A 23,006-nucleotide genomic window follows, 5' to 3' on the forward strand; every position below is an offset into this window, starting at 1 on the left:
GTCAGTCCGGTTCCATGAGCGATCGACGCGCGAACACGCGGGAGGCGGCGGTCGGACGCACGAGGGCGAGTGCCCGTGTCAGGCATTCGTCGGCAGGCGCCTCCGTGTCTAGTACCGCGGCGTCCTGCCACGGGGCGAAGCCGCGGGCCAGCGCCTGCGCGACGGATACGTCCGCGTCCGACCACCCGCCACGGCGCGACGCGAGCCGCCGCGCGGCGACCGTCTCGGGGGCCGTGCACTGGATCTGCGTCAGAGCCGCACCGGTCTCGTGCGCCAGACGTACGGCTTCGGACCGCGCTTCGGCGGCGCCCCAGGTCGCGTCCAGTACGACCGACTCTCCTCGGTCGAGCAACGCGCGGGCACGGGCCAGGAGAGCGTCGTAGTTCGCCGCGACCCGCTCGGGCGCGTACATCGAACTGTCGGCTGTCTCCTCCGGGCCCAGGCCGGCGTTCTCCTTGCGGAGCCGGTCGGTGCTCAGGAGGGTCGTTCCCAGACTGTCGGCGATGCCCCCCGCGACGGTGGTCTTGCCGGTTCCGGGTAGCCCGCCGACCAGGACCAGCCGCACCGCACCGGCACGCAGATGACGCAAGGCCAGGTCACAGTACTCGTGGGCGAGGGGTGCGGACCGGTGGTCGCCTTGCGCGGACCGCATCAGCGCCACCTTGGCTCGCACAAACGCGCGGTACGCGACGTAGTGGTGCCACAACGACGTCGGCGCGGGGTCGCCGGAGAATTCGACGTACCGGCACAGGAACTCCTCGGCCAGAACGGGCGCACCGAGGCGCTCCAGGTCCATGGCGAGGAAGGCGGCGTCGTCGAGGCCGTCGAGTCTGCGCAGCGCGTCGTCGAACTCCAGGCAGTCCAGCACCCGGGGGCCGTCGTCGAGGCAGAAGATGTCGTCGGCGATCAGGTCACCGTGGCCGTCCACGATCCTGCCGTCGCGGATGCGCCCGGCGAACAGCTCCTCGCGTCCGCCGAGGTAGTCCAGGGTGAGGCGCTCGATCTCGTCGACGGCCTCGGAAGCCCGGTCGGTGATCGGGGGAGGCAGCGCCCGGACCTGCGTGATGCTGTCGGTCCAGCGCCCACGCAGGGAATCGCGTGTGCCGTGCCGGTCGATCTGCGGCCCGCGCGGGGCTTTCGCGTGCCAGACCGCCAGCATGCGGGCGACATCGCGCAGCGCGTCCTCGACAGGCTCCCGCGCCCGGACGAGGTCGGAGAGCCGGCGACGTACCGGCATGCGGCGCATGAGCACCAGATGATCCACGACCGCGCCGCTTTCGTCGCGGACATCGCCGACGCCGAGGTAGACGTCGGGTGCGAAACGCCGGTTGAGATCGACCTCGCTCCGGCACGCGTCTCGGCGCGCCTCGCGCGTCGTGAAGTCGAGGAATCCCAGGGCGACCGGTTTCTTCAGCTTCACCGCCCGGTCGCCGGCGAAATACACCACGGCGACGTGGGTCTCACTGCAACCGGCCCACGGTTCGGGGGTTTCCTGCTGGTCGGCGTTGACGTTCATGGCGTATGCCCCTGGCGAGCCCTCGGTGGCGGATCAAGGCGTTGCCGATCGCGCGGCTGCGGCCCGGCCCCGACTCCGGGGCCGTGCTACGTCTTCGTTCGGCACGGACGCGTCGCGCGGCGCCAGGAGCGGAGTACCCGCCCGCTGTCCGTCCGGCACCCGGCGGGCGACCGGATAACGGTGGAGGACCGTCGTGGCCCCGACCTCCGCCGGCTCGCAGGCTCTCCCGGACACGTCACCGCGAGAGCGATGCGAGCGCCGCGTCCAAACGCGCGCCCGCGTCGGCGGCGATGGGCTCCAGGGCCGGCATCCCGGTCAGCGTGACCATCGTCGCCGGGTCCAGTGCCTGGACGACGGTCTGCTCGCCGTCTCGTCGGACGACGACGTTGCACGGCAGCAGCAGTCCGATGGAGCGGTCGACGTCCAGGGCGCGGTGGGCGAGCGGCGGGTTGCAGGCGCCGAGGATCAGATAGTCCTCCATCTCCTCGCCGAGTTTGGCCTTCAGGGTCGCGGTGACGTCGATCTCGGTGAGGACGCCGAAGCCCTGGGCGGCGAGGGCCTCGCGTACGGTGGCGACGGTGGTCGGGAAGTCGGTGTCGACGCGGATGGTGCGGTCGTATCCCATGGCGGCCTCCTCGTGAAGTGACGTATGGCCAGGTGCCCAATATACCCCTACCCGTATTTGTGGATACCAGCCGGGGTATTGCTATCGTGGTGGGCGTCAGTACCCCCCGGGGTATTCACCAGAGGAGGCTTTGTGAGCGCCGACCGCTCCCGACTCAAGTACCCCGTCCCGCCGCGCGGCGACGCCGCGCCCGAGGCGAACGGCGGGCTCGGCCCACTCGGTCGCCTCGGCGTACTCGCCGCGGGCCGGCTGCGCCTGGTCGCCTTCCTGTGGATCGCGATCGTGGCCGGACTCGGGGCGTTCGCCCCGCAGGTGAACTCGGCCCTCGCGGGCGCCGGATGGCAGGCCAACGGGTCCGAATCCGTGCAGGTGCGCGAACTCGCCCAAGACCACTTCGGGGGCAACGCCTCCTCCGCGCTCCAGGTGGTCGTCGCCGCGGACCGACCCGTCGACGACCCGGCCGTCGACGCGGTCGTCGACGAGGCGACGGCCCTGCTGCGCGCCGACTCCCGCATCGCCGAGATCGTCCCGCCCCAGGACGGCGCCACCATCAGCCCCGACCGCCGCACGGCGATCCTGCTCGCCGGGGCCGGGGCCGACACCCACGACATGGTCCGCGCCGCGGACGACCTCAAGGAACCGCTCGCCGCGCTGTCCGGGGACGGCATCGAGGTCTCCGCGACCGGCGCGTCGGTGCTGTGGAGCGACTTCAACAAAGCCAACCACGACGCGATGATCAAGTCCGAGCTGCTGTCGTGGCCCGTCACCCTCGCGATCCTGGTCGTCGCCTTCGGATCGCTCGTCGCCGCCGGACTTCCGCTGCTGCTCACCCTCGCCGGGCTGGGGGCGTCCGCCGGAGCACTGGTCCTGCTCAACCACCTCACGCCCACGTCTATCTGGGCCATGAACTTCGCCATGATGTTCGCCCTCGCGCTCGGCATCGACTACGCGCTCTTCCTCGTCGTCCGCTTCCGCGCCGCACTCGCCCGGCACGGCGACTCCCGCCGCGCCGTCGGCGAGACCATGGACACCGCCGGCAAGGCCGTGCTGCTGTCCGGCGCCACCGTGCTGATCAGCCTGTCCGCCGTCATGCTCGTCCCGGCGACCGCGTTCCGGTCGATGGCCATGGGCATCATGCTCGCCGTGGTCTTCGTGCTGGCCGCGACACTCACGCTGCTGCCTGCGGTACTCGGCCGCCTCGGCCACAAAGTCAACGCGGGACGCCTGCCGTGGCACCGCTCCCGCGCCGAGGAAACCCACGAAGCCGGGCCATCGCGCAAGTTCACGGCGTGGGGAGAACAGCTGTGGCGCCACCCACTGCGCTACGGCATCCCCGCACTGCTGGTCCTGCTCGCCCTCGCCGCCCCCATCGTCGGCCTGCGCACCGCCATGCCGTCGATCACGGTCGTCCCCGAGGACTCGTCCGCCCGCACCGGATACACCGCCGTCCAGCAGGCGTTCGGCCCCGGCGCCCCCGGCATGCTCCAGGTCGTGACGCCGTCGACCGACACCGGCGCCACCGCCGCCGCGCTCGACGCCGACCCGGGCGTCGCCGCGGTCATGCCCGCACAGGCCACCGGCGACGGCTCCGCGCTGACCCTCCTCCAGGCCATGCCCACCGTCGACCCGTCCGACCCCGACCTCGAAACCACCGTCGACCGCCTGCGCGACAACCTGCCCGCCTCCGCCAAAGTCGGCGGCGCAGCCGTGGAGAACCTCGACCTCCAGGCCACCCTCGACGCCAAGACCCCCCTCGTCCTCGGCGTCATCCTCGGACTCGGATTCCTGCTCCTCGTCGTCGCCCTGCAAGCACCGCTGCTCGCCCTGCTCGGCACCGCCACCAGCCTGCTCGCCACCGCAGCCGCATTCGGCACCGCCCGACTCGTCTTCCAGGACGGCCACGGCGCCGACCTCCTCGGCTTCACACCGCAGGGCTTCCTCGACGGCTGGGCACCGGTGTTCTTCTTCGCGATGATCTTCGCCATCGCCATGGACTACACCGTCTTCCTCCTCGCCGCCGCGAAAGAGCACTACGAGAAGACCGGCGACCCGCGCCAAGCCGTCATCGGAGCGCTCGGCCACTCCGGACGCGTCATCTTCGCCGCCGCAGCGGTCATGGTCGCCGTGTTCTTCACCTTCGCGCTGTCCGGGCCCCTGCCGCCCAAGGAGATGGGCATCGTCCTCGGACTGGCCGTGCTCCTCGACGCCGCCCTCGTGCGCCTGATCCTCCTCCCCGTCCTGCTGCGCCTGACCGGCCGCGCCGCGTGGTGGAGCCCGGCGTGGCTGCGGCGGATCCTCCCCGACATCCGGTTCGCCCACGACTGAGCCCGGACGCCAGGTGTACCCCCTGGGGGTCCATACCCCGGGGGGTACAATCGGACCAGTGCATCGCGAGGAAGGTGACATCCATGAACCCCGCTGCCGTCGACGAGGAAGCCACGCGCGTCGTGCTCAACCGGCTCCGCCGCGCACAGGGCCAGCTCAACGCGGTGATAGCCATGATCGAGGCCGGTCGCGACTGCAAGGACGTCGTGACCCAGCTCGCCGCCGTCTCCCGCGCCCTGGACCGCGCCGGATTCAAAATCGTCGCCAGCGGCATGCGCCAGTGCATGGCCACCGCCGACGGCGACACCCCGCCGCTGACCGAGGCCGAACTCGAAAAGCTCTTCCTCTCGCTCGCCTAGGACGGAACCGGACGCCGACGACAGGTCGGCGTTCGGCGGCCATGCGTGCAGCCGAGATCGGCGGAGAGGTGTGGACATCGCGTCGTACGGGGCTGCCTGGTCCTGGTTCGCTCGCGAACACCGGCTCCCGCAGACGCGCCGTGCACATAGGGCCGAACGGCCGATGGGACTTGCTCCGCCGTGCGTGGGACGCTGAAACGAGGATGAACCTTCCGTCATGAACGGAGTGATCCTCATGAAGGCACTCGTCTACCACGGAGTCGGCCGCCGCAGCTGGGAGGACGTTGCCGAACCGGTCGTCGCGGACCCCGATGATGCCGTGGTCCGCGTGGACGCGGTCACCATATGTGGCACCGACCTGCACATCCTGGGGGGCGACGTGCCCGAGGTCGAAGCCGGGCGCGTCCTCGGCCACGAAGCCATCGGCACGGTCGTCGACGTCGGTCCCGGCGTGCGCACCGTGCGTCCCGGCGACCGGGTGCTCGTCTCGTGCATTTCGGCGTGTGGCCGCTGCCGCAACTGCCGGGGCGCCGCGTACGGGCAATGCACCGGCGGAGGCGGCTGGATCCTCGGGCACCTGGTCGACGGCACACAGGCCGAACTGGTCCGCACCCCATTCGCCGACACCTCGCTGTACAAGTTGCCCGAAGGTGTTGACGACGACGTTGCGGTGCTGCTCGCGGACATCCTGCCGACGTCGTACGAAGTCGGCGTCCGCAACGGCCGCGTCGGCCCCGGCGACACCGTCGTCATCGTCGGCGCGGGCCCCATCGGGCTCGCCGCGGTCGTCGCGGCGCGCTTGTACTCACCGGGAACCATCGCGGTGATCGACCCGGACACCGGCCGCCTGGACGCCGCCAAGCGCCTCGGCGCCGACGTCACCCTGACCCCCGACCAGAACCCCGAGGAAGCCGTGCCGGGCCTGACCCGCGACGGCTCCGGCGCCGACACGGTCATCGAAGCGGTCGGCGTCCCCGAGGCGTTCGAGATGTGCACCCGCCTGGTGCGCCCGGGCGGCCACGTCGCCAACGTGGGAGTTCACGGCCGCCCTGCCACGCTCCATCTCGAAGACCTGTGGATCAAGAACGTCACCATCACCACCGGTCTGGTCGACACCAACAGCACGCCGATGCTCCTCGGCATGCTCCAGGCAGGGCGCCTCGACATCGGCGGACTGGTGACCCACCGCTTCGGTCTCGACGAAATGCAGGACGCCTACGACGTCTTCTCGCGCGCCGCCGAAACCGGTGCCCTGAAGGTCGTGCTTTTCCGCCGCTAGGCCCCCGGCCCCGCGCGCAGGCGTCAGCCACCGGACACGCCGACGGGAGACATCGTTGTGGCAGGACAGACGATGGAAGTCTCCGCGAGGGCGCCCAGCGTCGCCGCGGACGGTTGGACGCTGCGCTACGACGACTTCGATCCCGCCCAGGAGGGCTTGCGGGAAGCGCTCTGTGCGCTGGGCAACGGCTACATGGTCACCCGCGCCTCCGCCCCCGAGTCCGTCGCGGACGGCGTGCACTACCCCGGCACATATCTGGCGGGCGTGTACGACAGGGCCGTCTCGCATGTGGCGGGTCACTCGGTCGACAACGAGGACTTGGTCAACGTCACGAACTGGCTCCCCGTGACGTTCCGGGCGGACGACGGGCCGTGGTTCTCCGGGGCCCGGGACGAAGTCCTGGACCACCGGCTCGTCCTGGACCTGCGACACGGCGTGCTGGTGCGCTGGTCGCGTGTCCGCGACGCGGCGGGACGTGTCACGGCGCTGACGCAGCGCCGACTGGTGCACATGGAGCACCCGCATCTCGCTGCTCTGGAGACCACGCTGGTCCCGGAGAACTGGTCGGGCACCTTGACCGTGCGGTCCGCCCTGGACGCAACCGTCCGCAACACCGGTGTGGCGCGCTACCGGGGACTGGCCGACCGGCACCTCGCCACACGCCGGCGGCACGTCGCCCGGGCCGAGACGGTGGTGCTGGAGACCGAGACCCTCGGCTCGCGGCTCCGCATAGCCGTGGCCGCCCGGACGCGGGTCACGAACGGCGGGCCTGAACAGGAACGGCGCGGGTGGACCGAGCGGCAACGCGCGGGACAGGACCTGGCAGTCCACGCCCGCCGCGGACACGAAATCGCCGTCGAGAAGGTCGTGTCCGTCCACACCGGTCGTGACCCCACAATCGGCGACCCCGTCGCCGCGGCGGTCGGCGAAGCGGCGCTCGCCGGGGCCTTCGACGAGTTGCTGACCTCCCACGCCCGGAGATGGGCGGACCTGTGGTCGCAGTGCCACCTCGACCTGGGGCACGACGCGGGCGCCGACCGCAGCGCGCGCCTGTACACGTTCCACATCCTCCAAACCGTCACCTCACATACGGCCGATCTCGACGCGGGCGTCCCGGCTCGGGGCCTGCACGGCGAGGCATATCGGGGCCACGTGTTCTGGGACGAGCTGTTCGTGCTGCCCTATCTCAACCTGCGTCTGCCCGAGGTGAGCCGTGCGCTGATGCGCTACAGATACCGCAGACTGGACGCGGCCCGGCACGCGGCGGGCCACGAGGGCTTCCGCGGGGCGATGTTCCCCTGGCAGAGCGGCAGCGACGGGCGTGAGGAGACGCCGCGGCTGCACCACAATCCGCGCTCGGGCCGCTGGCTGCCCGATCACTCGCACCTTCAGCGCCACGTCGGCGCGGCGGTCGCGTACAACGTGTGGAAGTACTACCAAGCCACCGGCGACACCGCTTACTTGGCGGCGGAAGGGGCGGAACTGCTCGTCGAGATCGCGCGGTTCTGGTCGTCGGCCGCCACGTACGACCCCGCGCTGCGGCGCTACCGCATCCGCGGCGTGATGGGGCCCGACGAGTACCACGACGCCTACCCGTGGTCGGACCGGCCGGGCCTGGACGACAACGCGTACACCAACGTCATGGCCTCGTGGGTCCTGCGCACGGCCGGACGCGCCCTGGACCAGCTGCCGCAGGACAGACGCGAAGAACTCGCCGCGCGGCTGCGGTTGCACGCCGACGAGTCCGCGCGTTGGGACCACGTGTCGCGGAACCTGCGGATCTGCTTCCACGACGGAGTGATCAGCCAGTTCCACCGCTATGAGGAACTGGCGGAACTGGATTGGGACGCCTACCGCCGCCGGTACGGCGAGATCCGGCGCCTCGACAGGATCCTCGAAGCCGAAGGCGACACCCCGAACCGCTACCAGGTGTCCAAGCAGGCCGACGTCCTGATGCTCAACTACCTTTTTCCGCCGAGCGAGCTCACCGAGCTCTTCGCACACCTGGGCTACCGCGTCGACACGGACACCTTCGACCGCACCGCCCGCTACTACATGCGGCGCACCGCCCACGGGTCGACGCTCAGCGCGGTGGTCCACGCCTGGGTTCTCGCCCGGGCCGACCGCGCGGAGTCCGGCGGGTTCCTGCGCGAGGCCCTGGCCGCCGACATCCACGACGTGCAAGGCGGCACCACCGCCGAGGGCATCCACCTGGGAGCGATGGCGAGTTGCCTCGACCTGCTGACACGCGGCTACACCGGGCTCGAAGTCGGCGAGGACGCGCTCGTCCTCGACCCGGCCCTCCCGGACGGTGTCGGCCCCTTGGACTTCCGGCTCCGTTACCGGGACCACTGGGGCATCCACGTCCACATCTCCCACACCACCGCGGCCATCTCGCTCCCCGCCGGGCAGGCCGCCCCGATCCGCGTACGCGTCCGGGACACCGAACAGACCGTCGAGGCGGGCCGGACGATGCGGGTGCGGCTCCCCTCACACTGACCGGGCCGACGGAGCCGAGCCGCCGCCGCGCGATCCTCGGCCGGAGAGGGAGCGCCCGCCGAAACAAGCGCGAGAGCGGCGCTCGGCGGCAGGCCCTCAGGCACTTCGGGGAACCGCCCCGGAGTTGTTGCTCTCGCCGCACGCCGTCGCGTACCACGTGACGGGACGCGCGAACACGTCAGACGGTCGTGCACACGTCAGACGGGGGGCGTGCGCGGCGAGACCCTGCGGCCGGTGACGTGCCCCGGACGGATGCGGATCCATACGGGCCGCTCATCCCCGGCCCAGGGCTCGGGCGCCCGCGTGGCGAGGCGGCGGGTCTCCGTTTCGTTGGTCAGGCGCTCCGCCTCGCCTGTCACCAGCACACTCCAGCCCAGACGGGCGGATTGCAGGAGGTCGTCGACCTCGAACGCCACCGGTCCCTCGACCTCGGCGAGAGACGAGTCGGGCGTGGTGCGGAACACGATGTCCCGCTCGTCCAGCACGTAGTTGACCGGCAGCACGAACGGCCGGTCGCACGAGGCCGGGGATACCCGGCCCACCGAGTGCAGCGCGAGCCTCGCGAAGCACTCGTCCTCGGCCATGTCGGTCATCCCGCGTGCCCGGGTGTCGGCCGGAGCGGCGTCCGCACCCGGTGCGTCCGGGAGCGGCGCGGGAGCGTAGGTGTCGTCCGGGGCGACGAGGCGGCCCACGGTGGTGTGGAGTACCGCGGCCAGTCGTGACAGCGACGTGCGGTCGGCCGAGGCCGCTCCGCGCTCGATCGCGGCGATCCACGCTTCCGACAGCTCCGCGGCCTCGGCCACCTGCGGCACCGACAAACCGCATTCGCGACGGCGTTCTCGGACATGCCGGGCCAACAGATCGGGTTCCGGGCGGCCTGTCCCGGCAGTCTCGTCGTGCATTGCGGGCCTCCCTGCGGAACTGGGTGACGACCCCGGTGAACCGCGGACGCCGCCAAGGGCGAAGTAACCGACGTTCGAGCCGCGCACAGCGATGGCCCTGTAAACGTCCCGCAGCGCGCGGCCCACTGACTCTGTACTCCCCCGTACCCCTGCGTCCACGGGATCACCCCACCGCGCCGCTGCGCCGTCCGGCCCGACCTCCGGGGCACAGTGTGCCCCGCGGCATTCCGGCGGCCCGAGGGTGCGCGTGCGCAGGGTGCGCGACAGGGTGAGCATGGAAGGGACGGGCGATGCGCGGGGCGAGTCTGCTCGGACCGATGCCCGGCCCTCCTTCTTGTGCGCCCTGTGCGAGAAGGCGCGGCCCGCCCGGTGAGGTCTCACCGACCACTCGACGCGCCACACCGACGGAGGCTTCCGGTGCAACAGCGAACCGAAGGGGAGCCGCAGGCGTCTGCGGCACCGCAGGACATCGGCGGCAAGCCGGTCCGCGACGTGATGAGCGTGGCACTGGTGACGCTCGCGGAAGACGAATCGGTGCTCATGGCCTGGGAGATTTTGCAGCGCACCGGCTTCCATCACCTCCCCGTGGTGGACGGGAACGGGCACTGCCTCGGGCTGGTCGAGCGCTCGGACTTGGCGGTCGCGTGCGGGATGCCCGCCGCGGTGCTCAGCGAACGCGATGTCGGAAGCCTGGTGGCGGACCAGGGCCCCGCTCTGGTGCACGGTGACGACCCGGTCTCCCGGGCGGCGGAGGTCATGGCGGACGCCGGTGTCGACGCCGTGGCGGTGCTCGGCCCGTCGGAGGAGTTCATCGGCCTGGTGACCGCGCGGGACCTCGTCACCCTGCTGGCGGGCAGGTCCAAGCGCCGTGTGTCGCCGGCGGGTGCGGGCCCGCTGATGTTCAGCTTGGAACCGGTCCTGCCCTATCCGTTCGACGACTGAGACGGACGTACGGTCACACGTTGCTCGTTGCTCGTTGCTCGTTCCACGTGAGCCGTGCCGGCGCGGAGCCGTGTTCCCAGGCCGGCGTCAAGGACTGCGCCGCTGCGGGTTGTTCACGTTGAGCCATGTCACCATGCCGTTGATGTCCGCCGCCGAGACGATGCCGATGAGTCTGCCGTCGGCGACGACCAGCACGCGGTGCTCGGGGGCGGGGTCGAGGCGGGGGAGCAGGTTCGCCAACGGCTCGTCCGGTCCGACGACGTCGACCTCTGCGAGGGGCAGCATGACGTCTGCCACAAAAACGGTGCCCTGTTCCCTCTCGGATACGTGACGGGCGGCATCCAGCGTCACCAGGCCCACCGGCGCACCGGCCTCGTCGACGACCGGAAACGCCGAATGCCGGTACCGGAACGCCGCGTCGCGCAGGAATTCGGCGACGGTGAGCCGCGTGGGGACTGCGGCCGGTTCGCGCGTCATGGCGTTGCGTACGGGAATCCCCGCGAGCGTCTTCGCGACCTCCGCCTGGCGCCGCTCCAAGGTCGCGGCCGATGTGAGGAACCAGCCGATGAGAGCCGTCCAGACACCGCCGACGGTGTCGCCGCGCACGAACAGGAACAGCCCCAGCAACACAAGGAGCCAACCGAAGCCGCGGCCCGCCGTGCTCGCGCCGACGGTGGCGCGGAATTTGTCTCCGGTTCTCCGCCACAGAAGTGCCCGCAGCAGTCGTCCGCCGTCGAGCGGGGCGGCGGGAACGGCGTTGAAGACCGCCAGCAGGATGTTGATCGCGGCCAGCCAGGCGAGAGCGTCGACTCCGAGTCCCGCGCCGAAGCCTGCGTGCACGAGCCACGCGGACAGACCGAAGACGACGCCGAGAACGAGGCTGACCAAAGGCCCGACGCCTGCGATGCGAAATTCCACTCCGGGGCTCGGCGCTTCCCCACGCAGGCGTGCCACACCTCCCAGGAGCCACAGGACGATGTCGTCCACGCCGACCCCGTTGCGCCTGGCGACCACGGCGTGGGCGAGTTCGTGCGCCAGCAGCGACGCGAGGAACACCACTGCCGTGAGCAGGCCGACCGCCCAATACAGCGCCCACAGGTGCCCTGGGTGCGCGGCAGGCAGGCGGCTTTGCGCCAGCCCGATCGCGATGACCGCGAAAATCACCGCGACGGTCCAGTGGACCCCGACCTTCACCCCGGCGAGCGTCCCCAATCGGAATGTCGCACGCATAGCACTGCCTTCCACGCGGTACGACGCGGAGCGGCGGGGCGAGGGACGAGATTCCATGCACCCGCCCCGCCCTCCACGCTACTGGTCGTGGCGGGTTCCGTGCTTGTCGCGGCGATGCCGGAGCGCCCGGCGCACGCCGGTCGAGCGGGCGGAACATCACATGAAGCGGCCACGCGCGCCCGGACCGGTTCGCTCGTGTGCCTGGCGTCCGAGTGCGGCGAGCGCGGCGTCGACCGAGGATGAACGCATGACATCCACCGACCGGAACGGCCACCGGGCCGACGGCGGCGATGCGATGCGTTCGTTGGCCGAACGACGCGGCAGGGCAGGCGGGCGACTCATCGCGGCCCTCGCGGACGCCAGGCGGCGTACCGCCGAGCCTGTCGGTCGCTGGGCGCCACAGGTCGCCGTCGACCTCGGGCTCCCCGCGTCCGCCGGCCTGGGCCCGGCCTCGCATTACGCGGATCTGGCCGCGCCCACCGGCCGCCGCCACGTTCGCGTGTGCGGTGCGACGGCATGCTTCGCCGCCGATGGGGGCCGGCATCTGGGACAAATGGAGGACGCCTGCGGTGTCGTGTCCGGCACTGTGGCCGACGACGGCTCGGTGTCTCTCCAGACGGTTCGTTGCCTTGGGTACTGCTACGCGGGGCCGGCCGCGCTCGACGGCGACTCGCCGTGCACCGGCCCCACGCTTGCGGCGCAGGTCGCCGGGGCGGTGCCACGGTCGGCTCCCGACATTCCCGCTCGTGACGCGACCGGCGATCCGGTGCTGCTGAGCGGCGTGCTCGCCGGGGAGCCCGCCTGGAGGACGTGGCCGCAGGTGGTGACGGCGGGCACATCCGAACAGGTCATGGCCGAAGTCGCGGAGTCGAGGCTTCGCGGGCGCGGCGGCGCCGGGTTCCCGGTGGCGACGAAATGGGCCGCAGCCCGGCGGAGCCCGCAGACTGTGGTCGTCGCCAACGGCGACGAAGGCGACCCGGGGTCGTTCGCCGACCGCTTGCTGATGGAACGCGATCCGGGGCTGGTGCTGGAGGGTTTGGCGCTGGCCTGCTTCGCGTGCGGCGCGCGAGAGGCCGCGGTGCTCGTGCGCTCGGAGTATCCGCAGGCGCTGGCCCGGATGCGTGATGCCGTCGAACAGGCTTACTCGGACGGGCATTTCGGCTCGTCCGTGCACGGCAGCGGCATCACGGTGAACGTGCGCGTGGTCGAAGGGGCGGGCTCGTACGTCGCGGGTGAGGAGACTGCGCTGATCGCGGGGCTGGAGGGTGACCGGGGGTGTGCTCGGCCGCGCCCGCCGTACCCGACCGAACAGGGGCTGTGGGACGCGCCGACGGTGGTGAACAACGTCGAGACGCTCGCGGCGGTCCCCTGGATCGTCCGGCGCGGCGGAGCGGCGTACGCGCGCCGCGGCACGCCGACCGAGACCGGAACGAAGCTCGTCTGTCTCTCGGAGCGTTTCGCGCGCCCCGGCGCCTATGAGGTCGAGCTCGGTACGCCGGTGGCGGACATCGTCGGTCGGTTGGGCGGAGGCCTGCGCGACGGGGCGGTCCTGGCCGCTCTCCAAGTCGGCGGGCCCCTCGGCGGGTTCTTGCCGCCGGACAGGTTGGACGTGCCGTTGACGGAGGCGGGTCTGGCCGCACAAGGCGCCGCTCTGGGGCACGCGGGCCTGGTGGCGTTCGACGACCGCGTCGAGCCTGTCGACGTGCTCCGGCACGTGTGGGGCTTCGCCGCCGCCGAGAGCTGCGGCGCATGCTCGCCGTGCCGGGTGGGATCCCGGCGCGGTCTGGAGATCGCCGAAGGCGATGCGCTGCCGGGGCCGGAGTACGGCCGACTGCTCGGTGTCCTGGCCCAGGCGAGCCTGTGCGCGTTCGGGCGGCGCATCCCGCCCGCTGTCCGCAGTCTTGTCCGCGCTTACGGCGACCGGTTGGCGGGGTGGGACGCGTGAGTTCCGGCACGGTCGCGGTCACGGTGGACGGGGTCCACGTCCGGGTCCCGGAAGGAGACTCCGTACTGAGCGCGGTGCGGACGGCGGGAGCGGACATTCCCGCGCTGTGCCACGACGACAGACTCAGGCCGGCCGGTTCTTGCCGGACCTGTCTCGTACGAGTCGACGGCAAGATCGTCGCCTCGTGCGTCACACCGGCCACCGCAGGCGCCGTCGTCGAGGTGGACGACGTGCGCGGGCTGCGACGCGACGCGGTCGAGCTGATGGTCTCCGCCCTGCCGCCCCGGGCCCTGGACACGTACGACAGCGAGCTTGCCCGCGCCTGCGCGGCTTCCGGCATCGACGCGACGGCGGCGCGGAGCCCGGGCGGACGCGGTGTCGACACCTCGCACCCGTACGTCCACCTCGACCGCGACCTGTGCATCGCCTGCGGCCGGTGCGTGCGCATGTGTTCGGACCTCCAGGGCACCTTCGCGCTCACGCTCGTCGGCCGGGGGGCCGACACCGTGGTCGCCCCCGGACGCGGCGGAAGCTGGGCCGAATCGGATTGCGTCGCCTGCGGCGGATGCGTCGACACCTGCCCGACCGGGGCGATCACCGAGCCCGGCGCCGCGGCCGGGATCACGTCGGCTGTGGGGCCGACGGGCACGACGCGCACCACGTGCGGGTATTGCGGGGTCGGCTGCGCCTTGGACGTCGTCGCCGAGGACGGCCGGGTCACCGCCGTGCTGCCTGCCCGGGACGGACCGGTCAACCGCGGTCACGCCTGTGTGAAGGGCCGCTTCGCACACGGCTACCTGGAGTCGCGCGACCGCCTCACCCGACCCCTCGTACGCCGCGGCGGCGTCCTGGAACCGGCGGAATGGGACGAGGCACTGGACCGCGTCGCGGCCGGCATGCGGCAGGCGATCGCGGACGGAGGGCCCGATGCGGTCGGGCTGATCTCCTCGGCGCGCGCCACCAACGAGGAGAACTACCTGCTGCAAAAGTTCATGCGCGTGGCGATCGGGACCAACAACATCGACAACTGCTCGCGGCTGTGCCACTCCCCGTCGGCGGCGGGCCTGACCGCGTCCTTCGGACTCGCCGGCGGCACGGACTCCTTCGACGACGTGGAGCGTACGGACTGCCTGCTGGTGGTCGGCGCCAACCCGATCGAGGCCCACCCGGTCGTGGGAGCGCGTCTCCTCCAACGCGTGCTGGCCGGGGCGAAGTTGGTCGTCGCCGATCCGCGTGCGGTGGGGCTCGCCCACCACGCCGACGTCCACGTGCGGCCGCGCCCGGGCACGAACGTCGCGTTGTTCCACGGGATCGCCCATGTCCTCGTGGCCGAGGGGCTCATCGACGAGGCCTTCCTCCGGGAGCGGGCAACCGGCCTCCCCGAACTCACCGCGCTGCTCGCCGACTACCCGCCGGACACAGTCGCCTCCATCACAGGTGTGCCCGCCCAGGACATCGTCGCCGCCGCCCGGCTCTACGGGCGCGCGAAGCGGCCGGCGATCGTCTACGGACTCGGCGTCACCGAGCACCTGCACGGCACGGACGGCGTGCGCACGCTGGCGAACCTCGCCATCCTGCGCGGAGCGGTCGGCACCGGACACGGCGGCTACGGCGTCAACCCGCTGCGCGGACAGAACAACGTCCAAGGCGCCTCCGACATGGGCGCACTGCCCGACCTGTTGCCCGGCTACGCCAGGGTGGACGACGAATCGGCGCGCGCCCGCGTCGAGCGTGTGTGGGGGCTTCCGGTTCCGTCGCATCCGGGCATGCGCATCCCCCAGATGTTCGCCGCCGCACGCGCCGGGCGCCTGCGGGCTCTGTGGATCGTCGGCGAGGACGTCTGCGCCACCGATCCCGACGCCAACCGCGTGGGCGACGCGCTGGACGCCTGCCCCCTGGTGGTCTGCAACGAGCTCTTCCTGTCCGAGACCGCGCGCCGCGCCGACGTCGTGCTGCCGGTCGCGTCGTGGCTGGAGAAGGACGGCACCTTCGTGAACTTCGACCGGCGGTTCCAACGGGTCCGCCGCGCCGTCGGCCCACCCGTAGGCGTGCGCACGGACTTCGCCGTGGTGCATGCGCTCGCCGCCCGCCTCGGCGTCGACCTGGGCTGCCCGACTCCGGCCGCCGCCCTGGACGAAGCAGCCCGCCTCACCCCGCACTTCGCGGGGCTGTCCCACGACCGCCTGGACCGCGAAGGCGCGGTGCCGTGGCCGTGCCCGCACCCGGACCGCCCCGGTGAAGCCACCTTGTACCTCGATCGGTTCGCCACACCGGACGGACGCGCTCACCTCGCCGCGGCCCCATACCTGCCCCCGGGCGAACAGCCCGACGACGACTACCCGTTGATCCTGGTGACCGGTCGCGGCTGGGCCCACTACAACTCGGGAAGCATGACCCGCCGCGGCGCCAACCTCGACCTGGTCGCCCGGGACGTCCTCGACGTCCACCCCGACGACGCCGACCGCTTCGGGCTGCGCGACGGCGAGCCCGTCGTCGTCCGCAGCCGCCACGGGCAGGCGCACCTCGTGGCCCGGGTCGGTGACGCCACCGCTCCGGGGCAGGTCTTCAGCACCTTCCACTTCCCGGCCGGCGGCGTCAACCGCCTTACCTCCGACCATGCGGACACGGTGACTTCGTGTCCCGAGTACAAGGTCACAGCCGTCTGTGTCCACCCGGGCTGAACGTTCCGGCCCCCTGCTCAGTCCGGCACGAGTACCGAACGGCCGGAGCCGTGGTAGCGCGGGGAAGGACCGCCGACCTCCCCTTCGCCGCCCAACATGCCGGCCAGTACGCCGAGAAGATCATGGTCGGTCACCATGCCGATCGGCCGGTCCTGGTCGTCCACGACGACCAGGGCGTCGACACCCTGCGACCGCATACGCACCGCCGCGGTGACCACGTCGACGTCAGGTCCGACGAACGACGGTGCGGCGACGACAACTTCGGAGGCGTGCCGGTGCTTCAGTCCCAGCGGTTCCATCGCCCACACTGCCGCCAGTTCTCTGTCGGCGAGCACCCCCACCGCTGTATCCCCGCGTACCACCGCCAGGTGGCGCAGGCCGCGGCTGAGCATGACATCCATCGCCGACCACAGTGAGTCGTCGGCCTGGACCGACACCACGGGTCCGTGCATCACCGAACCGACCGTGGGGGGAGAGGGTGTTTGCGCGTTCATCGGAAACCTCCGAGGAAACCCCCGCCTTCCGGCCGGGGAGAAAATGGATCGCCTGCGAGCAGGGCGGGCGGGGCAGGGCGGGGGGACGTTTCACCGCCGGCGAAACGCCGTTGAGGGGCCCGGGGCCCAGGGCCGCGCCCGGGACGACAGGCGTTTCGGGCCCTGGGGGGCCGGGGCCGGGACGACAGCCGTTTCGGGCCCGACGACCGGGCGGAACGCCTCGCGGCCCGGACGTCACCGGGACGACCGGTTGAGGGCTTCGAACTTCTCGACGTGTGCTTCCGGGCCCGGGAAGAACAAGGTCTCCCTGTCGTTCTCGGTCCACCGCACACGGTAGGGAGGGGAGCCGTCCTGGTGCTCCACACTGCGGATCTGGCCGATGCGCCTCGGCTCTCCGACGTGCAGGGACTCGACCACCATCCAGTCGCCGACCTGCGCTTTCATGATGAGCTCCTTCTCCGGTACCTGGTGGCCGCCGAGTCGGCCCCGGTCATTCGAGGGCCTGTTCCCCAGCGGAGGAACGGCGTGCGCCGACGTGTCACGGTTGCTGCCGAGCGTCATGGAACTCGCGAAATGCGGCAAAGGCCCGTGGCCCGTAAACGGTCCCCGGGCCACCGTTCATCAAGATGGCCACCCCGATGGCCTCGGCGGCCTGTTCGGGGGTAACGCCTTTCTGGGCGGCTGCGTGGGCGTGGGCGGCGATGCAGCCGTCGCATTCCCTCGTCACCGCGATGGCCAGAGCAATCAGCTCCTTCGTCGCCGCGTCGACCGCGCCTTCGGCCAGTGCGGCATCGTGCAACTGCCTGTATCCCTCGTACACCTGGGGGATCGCATGCCGCAGTTCCCGGCTGGGCAGCCGCAGTTCTTCCCGGACGGTCGAGCCGTAGCCCATAGGGATCACTCCGCTCGATGTGACACACGGGATCGGGCATCACGGTCGGTCAGCGCCGAGCGTCCGGGTGTGCCGCTTTCGCCGTTCGCGACGCACAAGGGACGCTCTCGGGGAGAGCCCCGGCGGATGCCGGTCCGACGCTGACGACACATCGAATACCTCGCACCTGTCTCTCCAGAGTCCGCCTGCCGTCGTCGGCCAGTCAATCGCTGGCCCGTTGCCGCAGGATTGGCTCGCTGCGGTCGGCTTGCCGCGTCTGCGCCGCGGAGGCGCGTTCGCGCCGACGGCCTCGTCACCGAACCGTCCCCGGCCCCAAGGACGTTGCGGACTCGTCGGACTCGTCGGGCGGGCGGGTCAGCCGGGGTTGGACGTCCACGACGCCCTCCACCGCGCGAGCCAGGCGAACGGCGACCGGGATGAGCGAGGAGTCGCCGATGTGCCCACGCAGCGTGACGATACCGTCGCGCACGTTGACGTGGATGGCGTGGCTGAAGGCCGGAAAGAGGTAGGCCACGACGGTGCGGCGGACCTCCTCCTCGATGTCGTCGTCCGGCCGCAGGAAGACCTTCAACAAGTCGGCGCGGCTGACGATGCCTTGGAGCATGTCCGCCTCGTCGACGACGGGCAGGCGCTTGATGCCCCTGACCGCCATGATCCTTGCGGCCTGAGCCAGCGTGGTGTCCGGAAGGACGGTGACGGCAGGCGTGCTCATGAGCTCTTCCGCGGTCACCCCGCCCGCCTTGACAAGATCGGCGATACGTCGGCGCGACTCGAACAGATGCGGTGGACTGTCCCCGAACTCCTCCTTGGGCAGCAGGTCGGCCTCCGAGACGACACCGACGACGCGGCCCTCCTCCAGCACCGGCAGCGCGCTGACCTGCCACCCCTCCATGGCCTGGACGATCTCCTTGAAGGACGCATCGCGTCGCACGGCCACAACCGTCCGGGTCATGACGTCGTTCACAACGTGTGGCGTATCCGGCACCGCACACCTCCTCCTGCCCGGCGTCTTCGACGCCCCGGGCACCGCAGGCCCATGCGCCAACGCCCGGTGTCGTCAACGCGTCGACGTCGGGGCGACCACCGCCGTGGGCTCGGGCACGCCGCAACGGCGCTGTCGCCCCGTACCTCCACCATCACGGCAATCCGGCGTGGCGCAAACCGGATGCCGGGTTGCTGCGCCCGCGCCCGCCGCGCCAACCGACGGAAACGGCCCTGCGCGCGGCCGGAGTCCGCGCTGTCGGTTCGCCGCGGTCGCGGCGCGGTGGTTCGTCTGCCACGGTCAAGTAACCGTGTTCCCCACGTGAATCGGGAGTCGTCTTGGCTCATCTTCCGCCCCCCTCGACCCCCGAGGCACCGCCCGGTCGCGGTGGCGTGTTCGGACGGCGGTGGGCCTGGCTCGTTCTGCTGGTGGTCACCGCCGGGGTGGCCGGGCTGTTCGCGTTCGGGCCGTCCGATGCGACCACAGGCGAGTCGGACCGTTCGAGCGCACCCGCCTCCTCCCAGTCGGCGCGCGTGGCCGCGTTGCAGGCGCAACAGCCCAGTGGCGCTCTGACGCCCGTGATCGCCGTGTACAGCAGAGCCGACGGCACAGAGTTGACCGACCGCGACCGCGCCGCGGTTCTGGCGCGGCGCGACGCGCTGGCGTCCGTGGCCGCCGCGGGAGTCGCCGAGGCCGCCTTCCCCGACCCGCGGGTCGCCACGGTGACGATTCCGGTGCCCGGCGACCTTCCGGACGACGACAGGGACTCACTCGTCGACACGATCCGGGCGACGGCGTCGGACGCGATCGAACCGCCGCTTCGGGCTCAGGTCACCGGCGGCCCGGCGTTCGCCACCGACCTGTCGAACGTCTTCGACGGCGCCGACACCACGTTGCTGCTGACGACCGCCGGAGTCGTGGCCGTTCTGCTGCTCGTCACCTATCGCAGCCCTCTGCTGTGGCTGGTGCCGTTGGCGGTCGTCGGCATCGGCGACCGTTCGGCGACGGTCATCGTGGGTTGGGTCGCTCCGTACGCCGGCGTCGACATCGACGGCTCCGCCGCCGGAATCCTCTCCGTGTTGGTCTTCGGTGCGGGCACCAACTATGCGCTGCTGCTGGTCTCGCGCTACCGCGACGAGCTCCGGCGCAGCCAGGACCGGTACGCGGCGATGGAACGCGCGTGGCGCGGCACAGCCCCGGCTGTGCTGGCCAGCGGTACGACGGTCGCGCTGAGTCTGTTGACGCTGCTGGCCGCGGACCTCACCGTCAACCGCGGGCTGGGTTTCGCGGGCGCCGTCGGCATTGTCGTCGCGATGTTCTTCGGTCTCGTCGTGCTGCCCGCCGCACTGGTGCTCCCCGGCCGCGTACTGTTCTGGCCGTTCGTCCCCCACGTCGGCGACACGGTCACCGCCGAGCGCCGCGGCTTCTGGTATCGCCTCGGCCGCCGCGTCGCCCGCCGGCCTGCCGCGACCGTCCTCGCCTGCCTGGCGGTACTCCTCGCGCTCGCTGCCGGCCTCGGCTCGGTGACCACGGGGCTGCCGCAGAACGACTCCTTCCGCGAGACCCCCGAATCGGTGAGCGGGCAGAAGACGCTCCAGTCGGTGCTTCCGGCCGGGGCCGCGGATCCGCTCACCGTGGTCGCGGCCCCCGACAAAGCCGCCGCCGCGGCCTCGGCGGCCGCGGGAGTATCCGGCGTGGCCTCGGTCGGCGCCCCGATCGCGACCCCCGCCTTCGCCGAGTTCCGCGTGGTCCTGTCCTCGGCGCCGGGCACCGCGGCGTCGGATCGCACGATCGAGTCGCTCCGCGACCGCCTGGCCGCCGTGCCGGACGCGAACGCGCTGGTCGGCGGAACGACGGCAGAGTCCTACGACGTGGCGCGCGCCGTGGACCGCGACACCCGCGTGGTCGTGCCCCTGGTGCTCGTCATCGTGCTCGGCGTCCTCGTCCTGCTGCTGCGTGCCTTGATCGCGCCTGTCCTGCTGATCGCCACGGTCGTCGCGTCGTATTTCGCGGCTCTGGGGGCAGGCTGGATCGTATTTCGCACGGCCTACGACTTCCCCGCCCTCGACACCACCGTGCCGCTGCTGTCGTTCCTGTTCCTCGTCGCGCTCGGTGTCGACTACAACATCTTCCTGATCGCCCGTACCCGAGAGGACACACTTGCCGGCCACGGGACCCGGTCGGCGGTTCTCCGCGCGCTCGCGTCCACGGGCGGTGTCATCACCAGCGCCGGCATCCTCCTCGCCGCGGTCTTCACCGTGCTCGGCGTGCTGCCCCTGATCACCCTCACCCAGATCGGCGTGGTCGTCTGCATCGGCGTTCTGCTGGACACCCTGCTCGTCCGCACAGTGCTGGTCCCGGCTCTGGTCCTTCTCACCGGTGAGGGGTTCTGGTGGCCGGGACACCCGGACCGTTCAGCGGCTCCGGGGCACAGCAAGTGACCGTCGCCGCCGGGCTCCTGCCAGGGCTTCGCGTCACGGGCAGCGTTGCCGCGGCGACTGCGGAAGGGGCGTTCCTGGGCCGGCCGCGCGTGCCGCTAGGCGACTCGGACGATGTCCGGCAGCCGCCACGTCTTCTCGAACCACGGCTCAAGGGGACTGTAGAGGCGGAACATCGCGAACCAGCCCTTGTGGGGCAGAGTCTGGATCCAGTTGTGGCTGTCGGCGTCGGGCGGATCGGGCCCGAAATGGACGTCGACAGAGCCGTCCTGGTTCGTGGCGAGGCCCCGGTCCTGGCTGGTCACCGATGGCCACTCCTGGCTGGTCTGAAGCATGGACCGGGTCTGGGTGTCGTAGACGAGCACGGACCAGAAGTTGTCGACCGGAACGGCCGGCGGGACATGGAGGCGGTAGGCCTGGCCGCCATCGAACGGTGAGCCGTTCTCGTCCACGAAGGCCAGGGCGTACTGTGAACCGGCGCCGACCATCTTCTGGTCCCACGCCGGGCTTATGGCACCGCCCCAGAAATAGAGCTGCGTCGCGGAGTCGAGTACCGCCGCTCCGTCCTCCTCGAACCGGTAGCCGCCAAGGAAGCCCGAGCGCCAGGCACTGCCCGGATAGTAGAAGGCATCGTCTTCGCGGAACCGGTAGCTGAGGGCACGGGCAGTGGCGTCGCCCACGGCTGCGGCCTCGGTCAGGATGGCGTTCATCCGGTCATCCGGATCGAAGGCCCTGCCGTTTCGGATGCCAAGGGAGGCGAACATTCCCAGGGTCAGCGGGTCGGCCGATCCCGGCGGTTCCGACTGCACGACATCGTTGAGCAGATCCCAGAATCGGCGGTCATTCGGTGGGACGGCGACGGCCGGTTCGGCCGAGACGTCGACGAACTGCACCGGCGGTGGTTCGTCGGCCTGCGAGAGCGCATAGACGCGGGTGTTCGCCTTGATCGTCTCGACCGCAGGACGCGGGTCACCGTGTTCGTCGCGGAACCCCCGGTAGCCCAGGAAGTTGCCGTAGGTGCGCGGCCGCACCACAACGTATCCGTCGGGGATGTCGCCGTCATGGTCGGGCGGCAGGAACAGATATCTGCCCCCCTTGCCGCGGTCGGGCCCGGTCAGACCGAGGTCGACGACCCATCGGCACCAGTGGTCGTTGAGCGCGCCGTACACGCCGGGCGGAACTTCGACAACCTGTGGACCGCCGCGCAGGTCGATCCACGAGTAGCAGTAGGAGGTGCTCGTGTTGTACACCAGCCCGATGAAGCGCGGATGTACCAGGTCTTCCCAGACCGCCATCGTGGAGTTCGCCGGTCCCCAACGCAACAGCGCCTGCCGCATCACCGCCATGTCCACCGGGGCCAGCCCCAGCAGGTACGCCTGGACAGCACGTTGGAAGTCGAGGTTGTCGAACAGAGTATGGACCGTGGCATCGTCCGGAAAACCGTCGAAGAACCTCAGCGTCCCGAGTCGGGTGTGTACTTCGTCGGAACAGCCAATGCCCGGTGGTACCGGGGTCTTGGTCGCATGTGTCGTCATTGTGGTTCCTTCGTCGACCATGCCGATGACTTCGAATACACCAGTTTCCTGGAGTCGGCCGTCCCGCGCATGCGCAGGGTCATCGCGTTCTTGATCATTGCGGGTTTGCGGCCCCCGAGGTCGTCCGGCCGTGTTCGGAACGCCGAATTCTCTTTCGCTGTAGCGGAAATCGCCTGGCGAGGGGGTGCGCTTCGCCAGGCGGCAACCGATGGGCGAGAGGGGTTTCCACTGTCGCCGTTCGGGAGCGCGGCTTGGCGGGGCGGGGTATGCCCCGGTCGAGACAAGGCCGTCAGATCGAAATAGCCTGGAAGTGTCCCCGACAGCGCAATGGCGGTGCTTCCCGCGCAGGGCGCGTCGCGAAG

The 23,006-nt window shown here is 71.1% G+C and carries 17 protein-coding genes; 8 read left to right on the plus strand and 9 right to left on the minus strand.

Annotated elements, in window-relative coordinates; translation table 11 throughout:
* Position 1: 1 nt before the first annotated feature.
* A complete protein-coding gene (locus tag ACRX5W_RS28815; protein ID WP_436791282.1) occupies positions 2 to 1,516 on the minus strand; it encodes an AAA family ATPase in 1,515 nt (504 codons plus the stop codon).
* Positions 1,517 to 1,751: 235 nt separating this feature from the next.
* Positions 1,752 to 2,141 (minus strand): DUF302 domain-containing protein, encoded by a 390-nt coding sequence (locus ACRX5W_RS28820; protein ID WP_436791283.1) that lies wholly within the window; start codon positions 2,139 to 2,141, stop codon positions 1,752 to 1,754.
* A 132-nt stretch (positions 2,142 to 2,273) separates the two neighbouring features.
* On the opposite strand from ACRX5W_RS28820, the gene ACRX5W_RS28825 reads away from it, so the two are divergent.
* The 4 genes from ACRX5W_RS28825 (at position 2,274) to ACRX5W_RS28840 (ending at position 8,603) form a co-directional block, all read left to right on the plus strand.
* On the plus strand, positions 2,274 to 4,466 hold the full coding sequence (locus ACRX5W_RS28825) for an MMPL family transporter (RefSeq protein WP_436791284.1): 2,193 nt from the start codon (positions 2,274 to 2,276) through the stop codon (positions 4,464 to 4,466).
* 83 nt (positions 4,467 to 4,549) lie between these two features.
* Positions 4,550 to 4,825 (plus strand): metal-sensitive transcriptional regulator, encoded by a 276-nt coding sequence (locus ACRX5W_RS28830; RefSeq protein ID WP_436791285.1) that lies wholly within the window; start codon positions 4,550 to 4,552, stop codon positions 4,823 to 4,825.
* A gap of 235 nt (positions 4,826 to 5,060) precedes the next feature.
* A complete protein-coding gene (locus ACRX5W_RS28835) occupies positions 5,061 to 6,104 on the plus strand; it encodes a zinc-dependent alcohol dehydrogenase family protein (RefSeq protein ID WP_436791313.1) in 1,044 nt (347 codons plus the stop codon).
* Positions 6,105 to 6,161: 57 nt separating this feature from the next.
* Positions 6,162 to 8,603: a glycoside hydrolase family 65 protein gene (locus ACRX5W_RS28840; RefSeq protein WP_436791286.1), complete on the plus strand. Its 2,442-nt coding sequence runs from the start codon at positions 6,162 to 6,164 to the stop codon at positions 8,601 to 8,603.
* A gap of 197 nt (positions 8,604 to 8,800) precedes the next feature.
* Here the strand turns inward: ACRX5W_RS28840 and ACRX5W_RS28845 are convergent, their stop codons facing one another.
* The gene (locus tag ACRX5W_RS28845) at positions 8,801 to 9,505 is read right to left on the minus strand and encodes a helix-turn-helix domain-containing protein (RefSeq protein WP_436791287.1); all 705 of its coding nucleotides are present in this window, start codon (positions 9,503 to 9,505) and stop codon (positions 8,801 to 8,803) included.
* 417 nt (positions 9,506 to 9,922) lie between these two features.
* On the opposite strand from ACRX5W_RS28845, the gene ACRX5W_RS28850 reads away from it, so the two are divergent.
* On the plus strand, positions 9,923 to 10,447 hold the full coding sequence (locus ACRX5W_RS28850; RefSeq protein WP_436791288.1) for a CBS domain-containing protein: 525 nt from the start codon (positions 9,923 to 9,925) through the stop codon (positions 10,445 to 10,447).
* Between the two features lie 87 nt (positions 10,448 to 10,534).
* Here the strand turns inward: ACRX5W_RS28850 and ACRX5W_RS28855 are convergent, their stop codons facing one another.
* A complete protein-coding gene (locus ACRX5W_RS28855) occupies positions 10,535 to 11,677 on the minus strand; it encodes a site-2 protease family protein (protein ID WP_436791289.1) in 1,143 nt (380 codons plus the stop codon).
* Between the two features lie 247 nt (positions 11,678 to 11,924).
* Here ACRX5W_RS28855 and ACRX5W_RS28860 point away from each other — a divergent pair, with 247 nt between their 5' ends.
* Both ACRX5W_RS28860 and fdhF read left to right on the plus strand, forming a co-directional pair.
* Entirely contained in the window at positions 11,925 to 13,622 is a 1,698-nt protein-coding gene (locus ACRX5W_RS28860) for an NAD(P)H-dependent oxidoreductase subunit E (RefSeq protein ID WP_436791290.1), read from the plus strand.
* Positions 13,619 to 16,303, plus strand: coding sequence for a formate dehydrogenase subunit alpha (fdhF, locus tag ACRX5W_RS28865; protein ID WP_436791291.1), 2,685 nt, complete (start codon positions 13,619 to 13,621; stop codon positions 16,301 to 16,303). Before ACRX5W_RS28860 ends, fdhF begins: the two co-directional genes overlap by 4 nt.
* 17 nt (positions 16,304 to 16,320) lie before the next feature.
* Here fdhF and ACRX5W_RS28870 read toward each other — a convergent pair whose 3' ends face one another.
* The 4 genes from ACRX5W_RS28870 to ACRX5W_RS28885 all read right to left on the minus strand — a co-directional run bounded on the left by ACRX5W_RS28870 (position 16,321) and on the right by ACRX5W_RS28885 (position 18,674).
* On the minus strand, positions 16,321 to 16,755 hold the full coding sequence (locus ACRX5W_RS28870; protein WP_436791314.1) for a CBS domain-containing protein: 435 nt from the start codon (positions 16,753 to 16,755) through the stop codon (positions 16,321 to 16,323).
* 276 nt (positions 16,756 to 17,031) lie between these two features.
* On the minus strand, positions 17,032 to 17,241 hold the full coding sequence (locus ACRX5W_RS28875) for a DUF1918 domain-containing protein (protein ID WP_436791292.1): 210 nt from the start codon (positions 17,239 to 17,241) through the stop codon (positions 17,032 to 17,034).
* A gap of 94 nt (positions 17,242 to 17,335) precedes the next feature.
* Entirely contained in the window at positions 17,336 to 17,689 is a 354-nt protein-coding gene (locus ACRX5W_RS28880) for a carboxymuconolactone decarboxylase family protein (RefSeq protein ID WP_436791293.1), read from the minus strand.
* Positions 17,690 to 17,981: 292 nt separating this feature from the next.
* On the minus strand, positions 17,982 to 18,674 hold the full coding sequence (locus tag ACRX5W_RS28885; RefSeq protein ID WP_436791294.1) for a CBS domain-containing protein: 693 nt from the start codon (positions 18,672 to 18,674) through the stop codon (positions 17,982 to 17,984).
* A 335-nt stretch (positions 18,675 to 19,009) separates the two neighbouring features.
* On the opposite strand from ACRX5W_RS28885, the gene ACRX5W_RS28890 reads away from it, so the two are divergent.
* Entirely contained in the window at positions 19,010 to 21,112 is a 2,103-nt protein-coding gene (locus ACRX5W_RS28890; protein ID WP_436791295.1) for an MMPL family transporter, read from the plus strand.
* A gap of 95 nt (positions 21,113 to 21,207) precedes the next feature.
* Here the strand turns inward: ACRX5W_RS28890 and ACRX5W_RS28895 are convergent, their stop codons facing one another.
* Positions 21,208 to 22,644 carry a DUF1254 domain-containing protein gene (locus ACRX5W_RS28895; protein WP_436791296.1) on the minus strand — a complete coding sequence of 479 codons (1,437 nt, stop codon included), beginning with the start codon at positions 22,642 to 22,644 and terminating at the stop codon, positions 21,208 to 21,210.
* Positions 22,645 to 23,006: the final 362 nt, after the last annotated feature.

Source organism: Yinghuangia sp. YIM S10712 (assembly GCF_051388935.1).
Classification (GTDB): Bacteria; Actinomycetota; Actinomycetes; order Streptomycetales; family Streptomycetaceae; genus Yinghuangia.

Bases quoted from the DNA above. Each gene is read 5' to 3' on its own strand.
- ACRX5W_RS28880 (WP_436791293.1), bottom strand. From the start codon at position 17,689: ATGGGCTACGGCTCGACCGTCCGGGAAGAACTGCGGCTGCCCAGCCGG.
- ACRX5W_RS28895 (WP_436791296.1), bottom strand. From the start codon at position 22,644: ATGACGACACATGCGACCAAGACCCCGGTACCACCGGGCATTGGCTGT.
- ACRX5W_RS28820 (WP_436791283.1), bottom strand. From the start codon at position 2,141: ATGGGATACGACCGCACCATCCGCGTCGACACCGACTTCCCGACCACC.
- ACRX5W_RS28875 (WP_436791292.1), bottom strand. From the start codon at position 17,241: ATGAAAGCGCAGGTCGGCGACTGGATGGTGGTCGAGTCCCTGCACGTC.
- ACRX5W_RS28815 (WP_436791282.1), bottom strand. From the start codon at position 1,516: ATGAACGTCAACGCCGACCAGCAGGAAACCCCCGAACCGTGGGCCGGT.
- ACRX5W_RS28855 (WP_436791289.1), bottom strand. From the start codon at position 11,677: ATGCGTGCGACATTCCGATTGGGGACGCTCGCCGGGGTGAAGGTCGGG.
- ACRX5W_RS28835 (WP_436791313.1), top strand. From the start codon at position 5,061: ATGAAGGCACTCGTCTACCACGGAGTCGGCCGCCGCAGCTGGGAGGAC.
- ACRX5W_RS28845 (WP_436791287.1), bottom strand. From the start codon at position 9,505: ATGCACGACGAGACTGCCGGGACAGGCCGCCCGGAACCCGATCTGTTG.
- ACRX5W_RS28870 (WP_436791314.1), bottom strand. From the start codon at position 16,755: ATGCACGGACCCGTGGTGTCGGTCCAGGCCGACGACTCACTGTGGTCG.
- ACRX5W_RS28830 (WP_436791285.1), top strand. From the start codon at position 4,550: ATGAACCCCGCTGCCGTCGACGAGGAAGCCACGCGCGTCGTGCTCAAC.
- ACRX5W_RS28860 (WP_436791290.1), top strand. From the start codon at position 11,925: ATGACATCCACCGACCGGAACGGCCACCGGGCCGACGGCGGCGATGCG.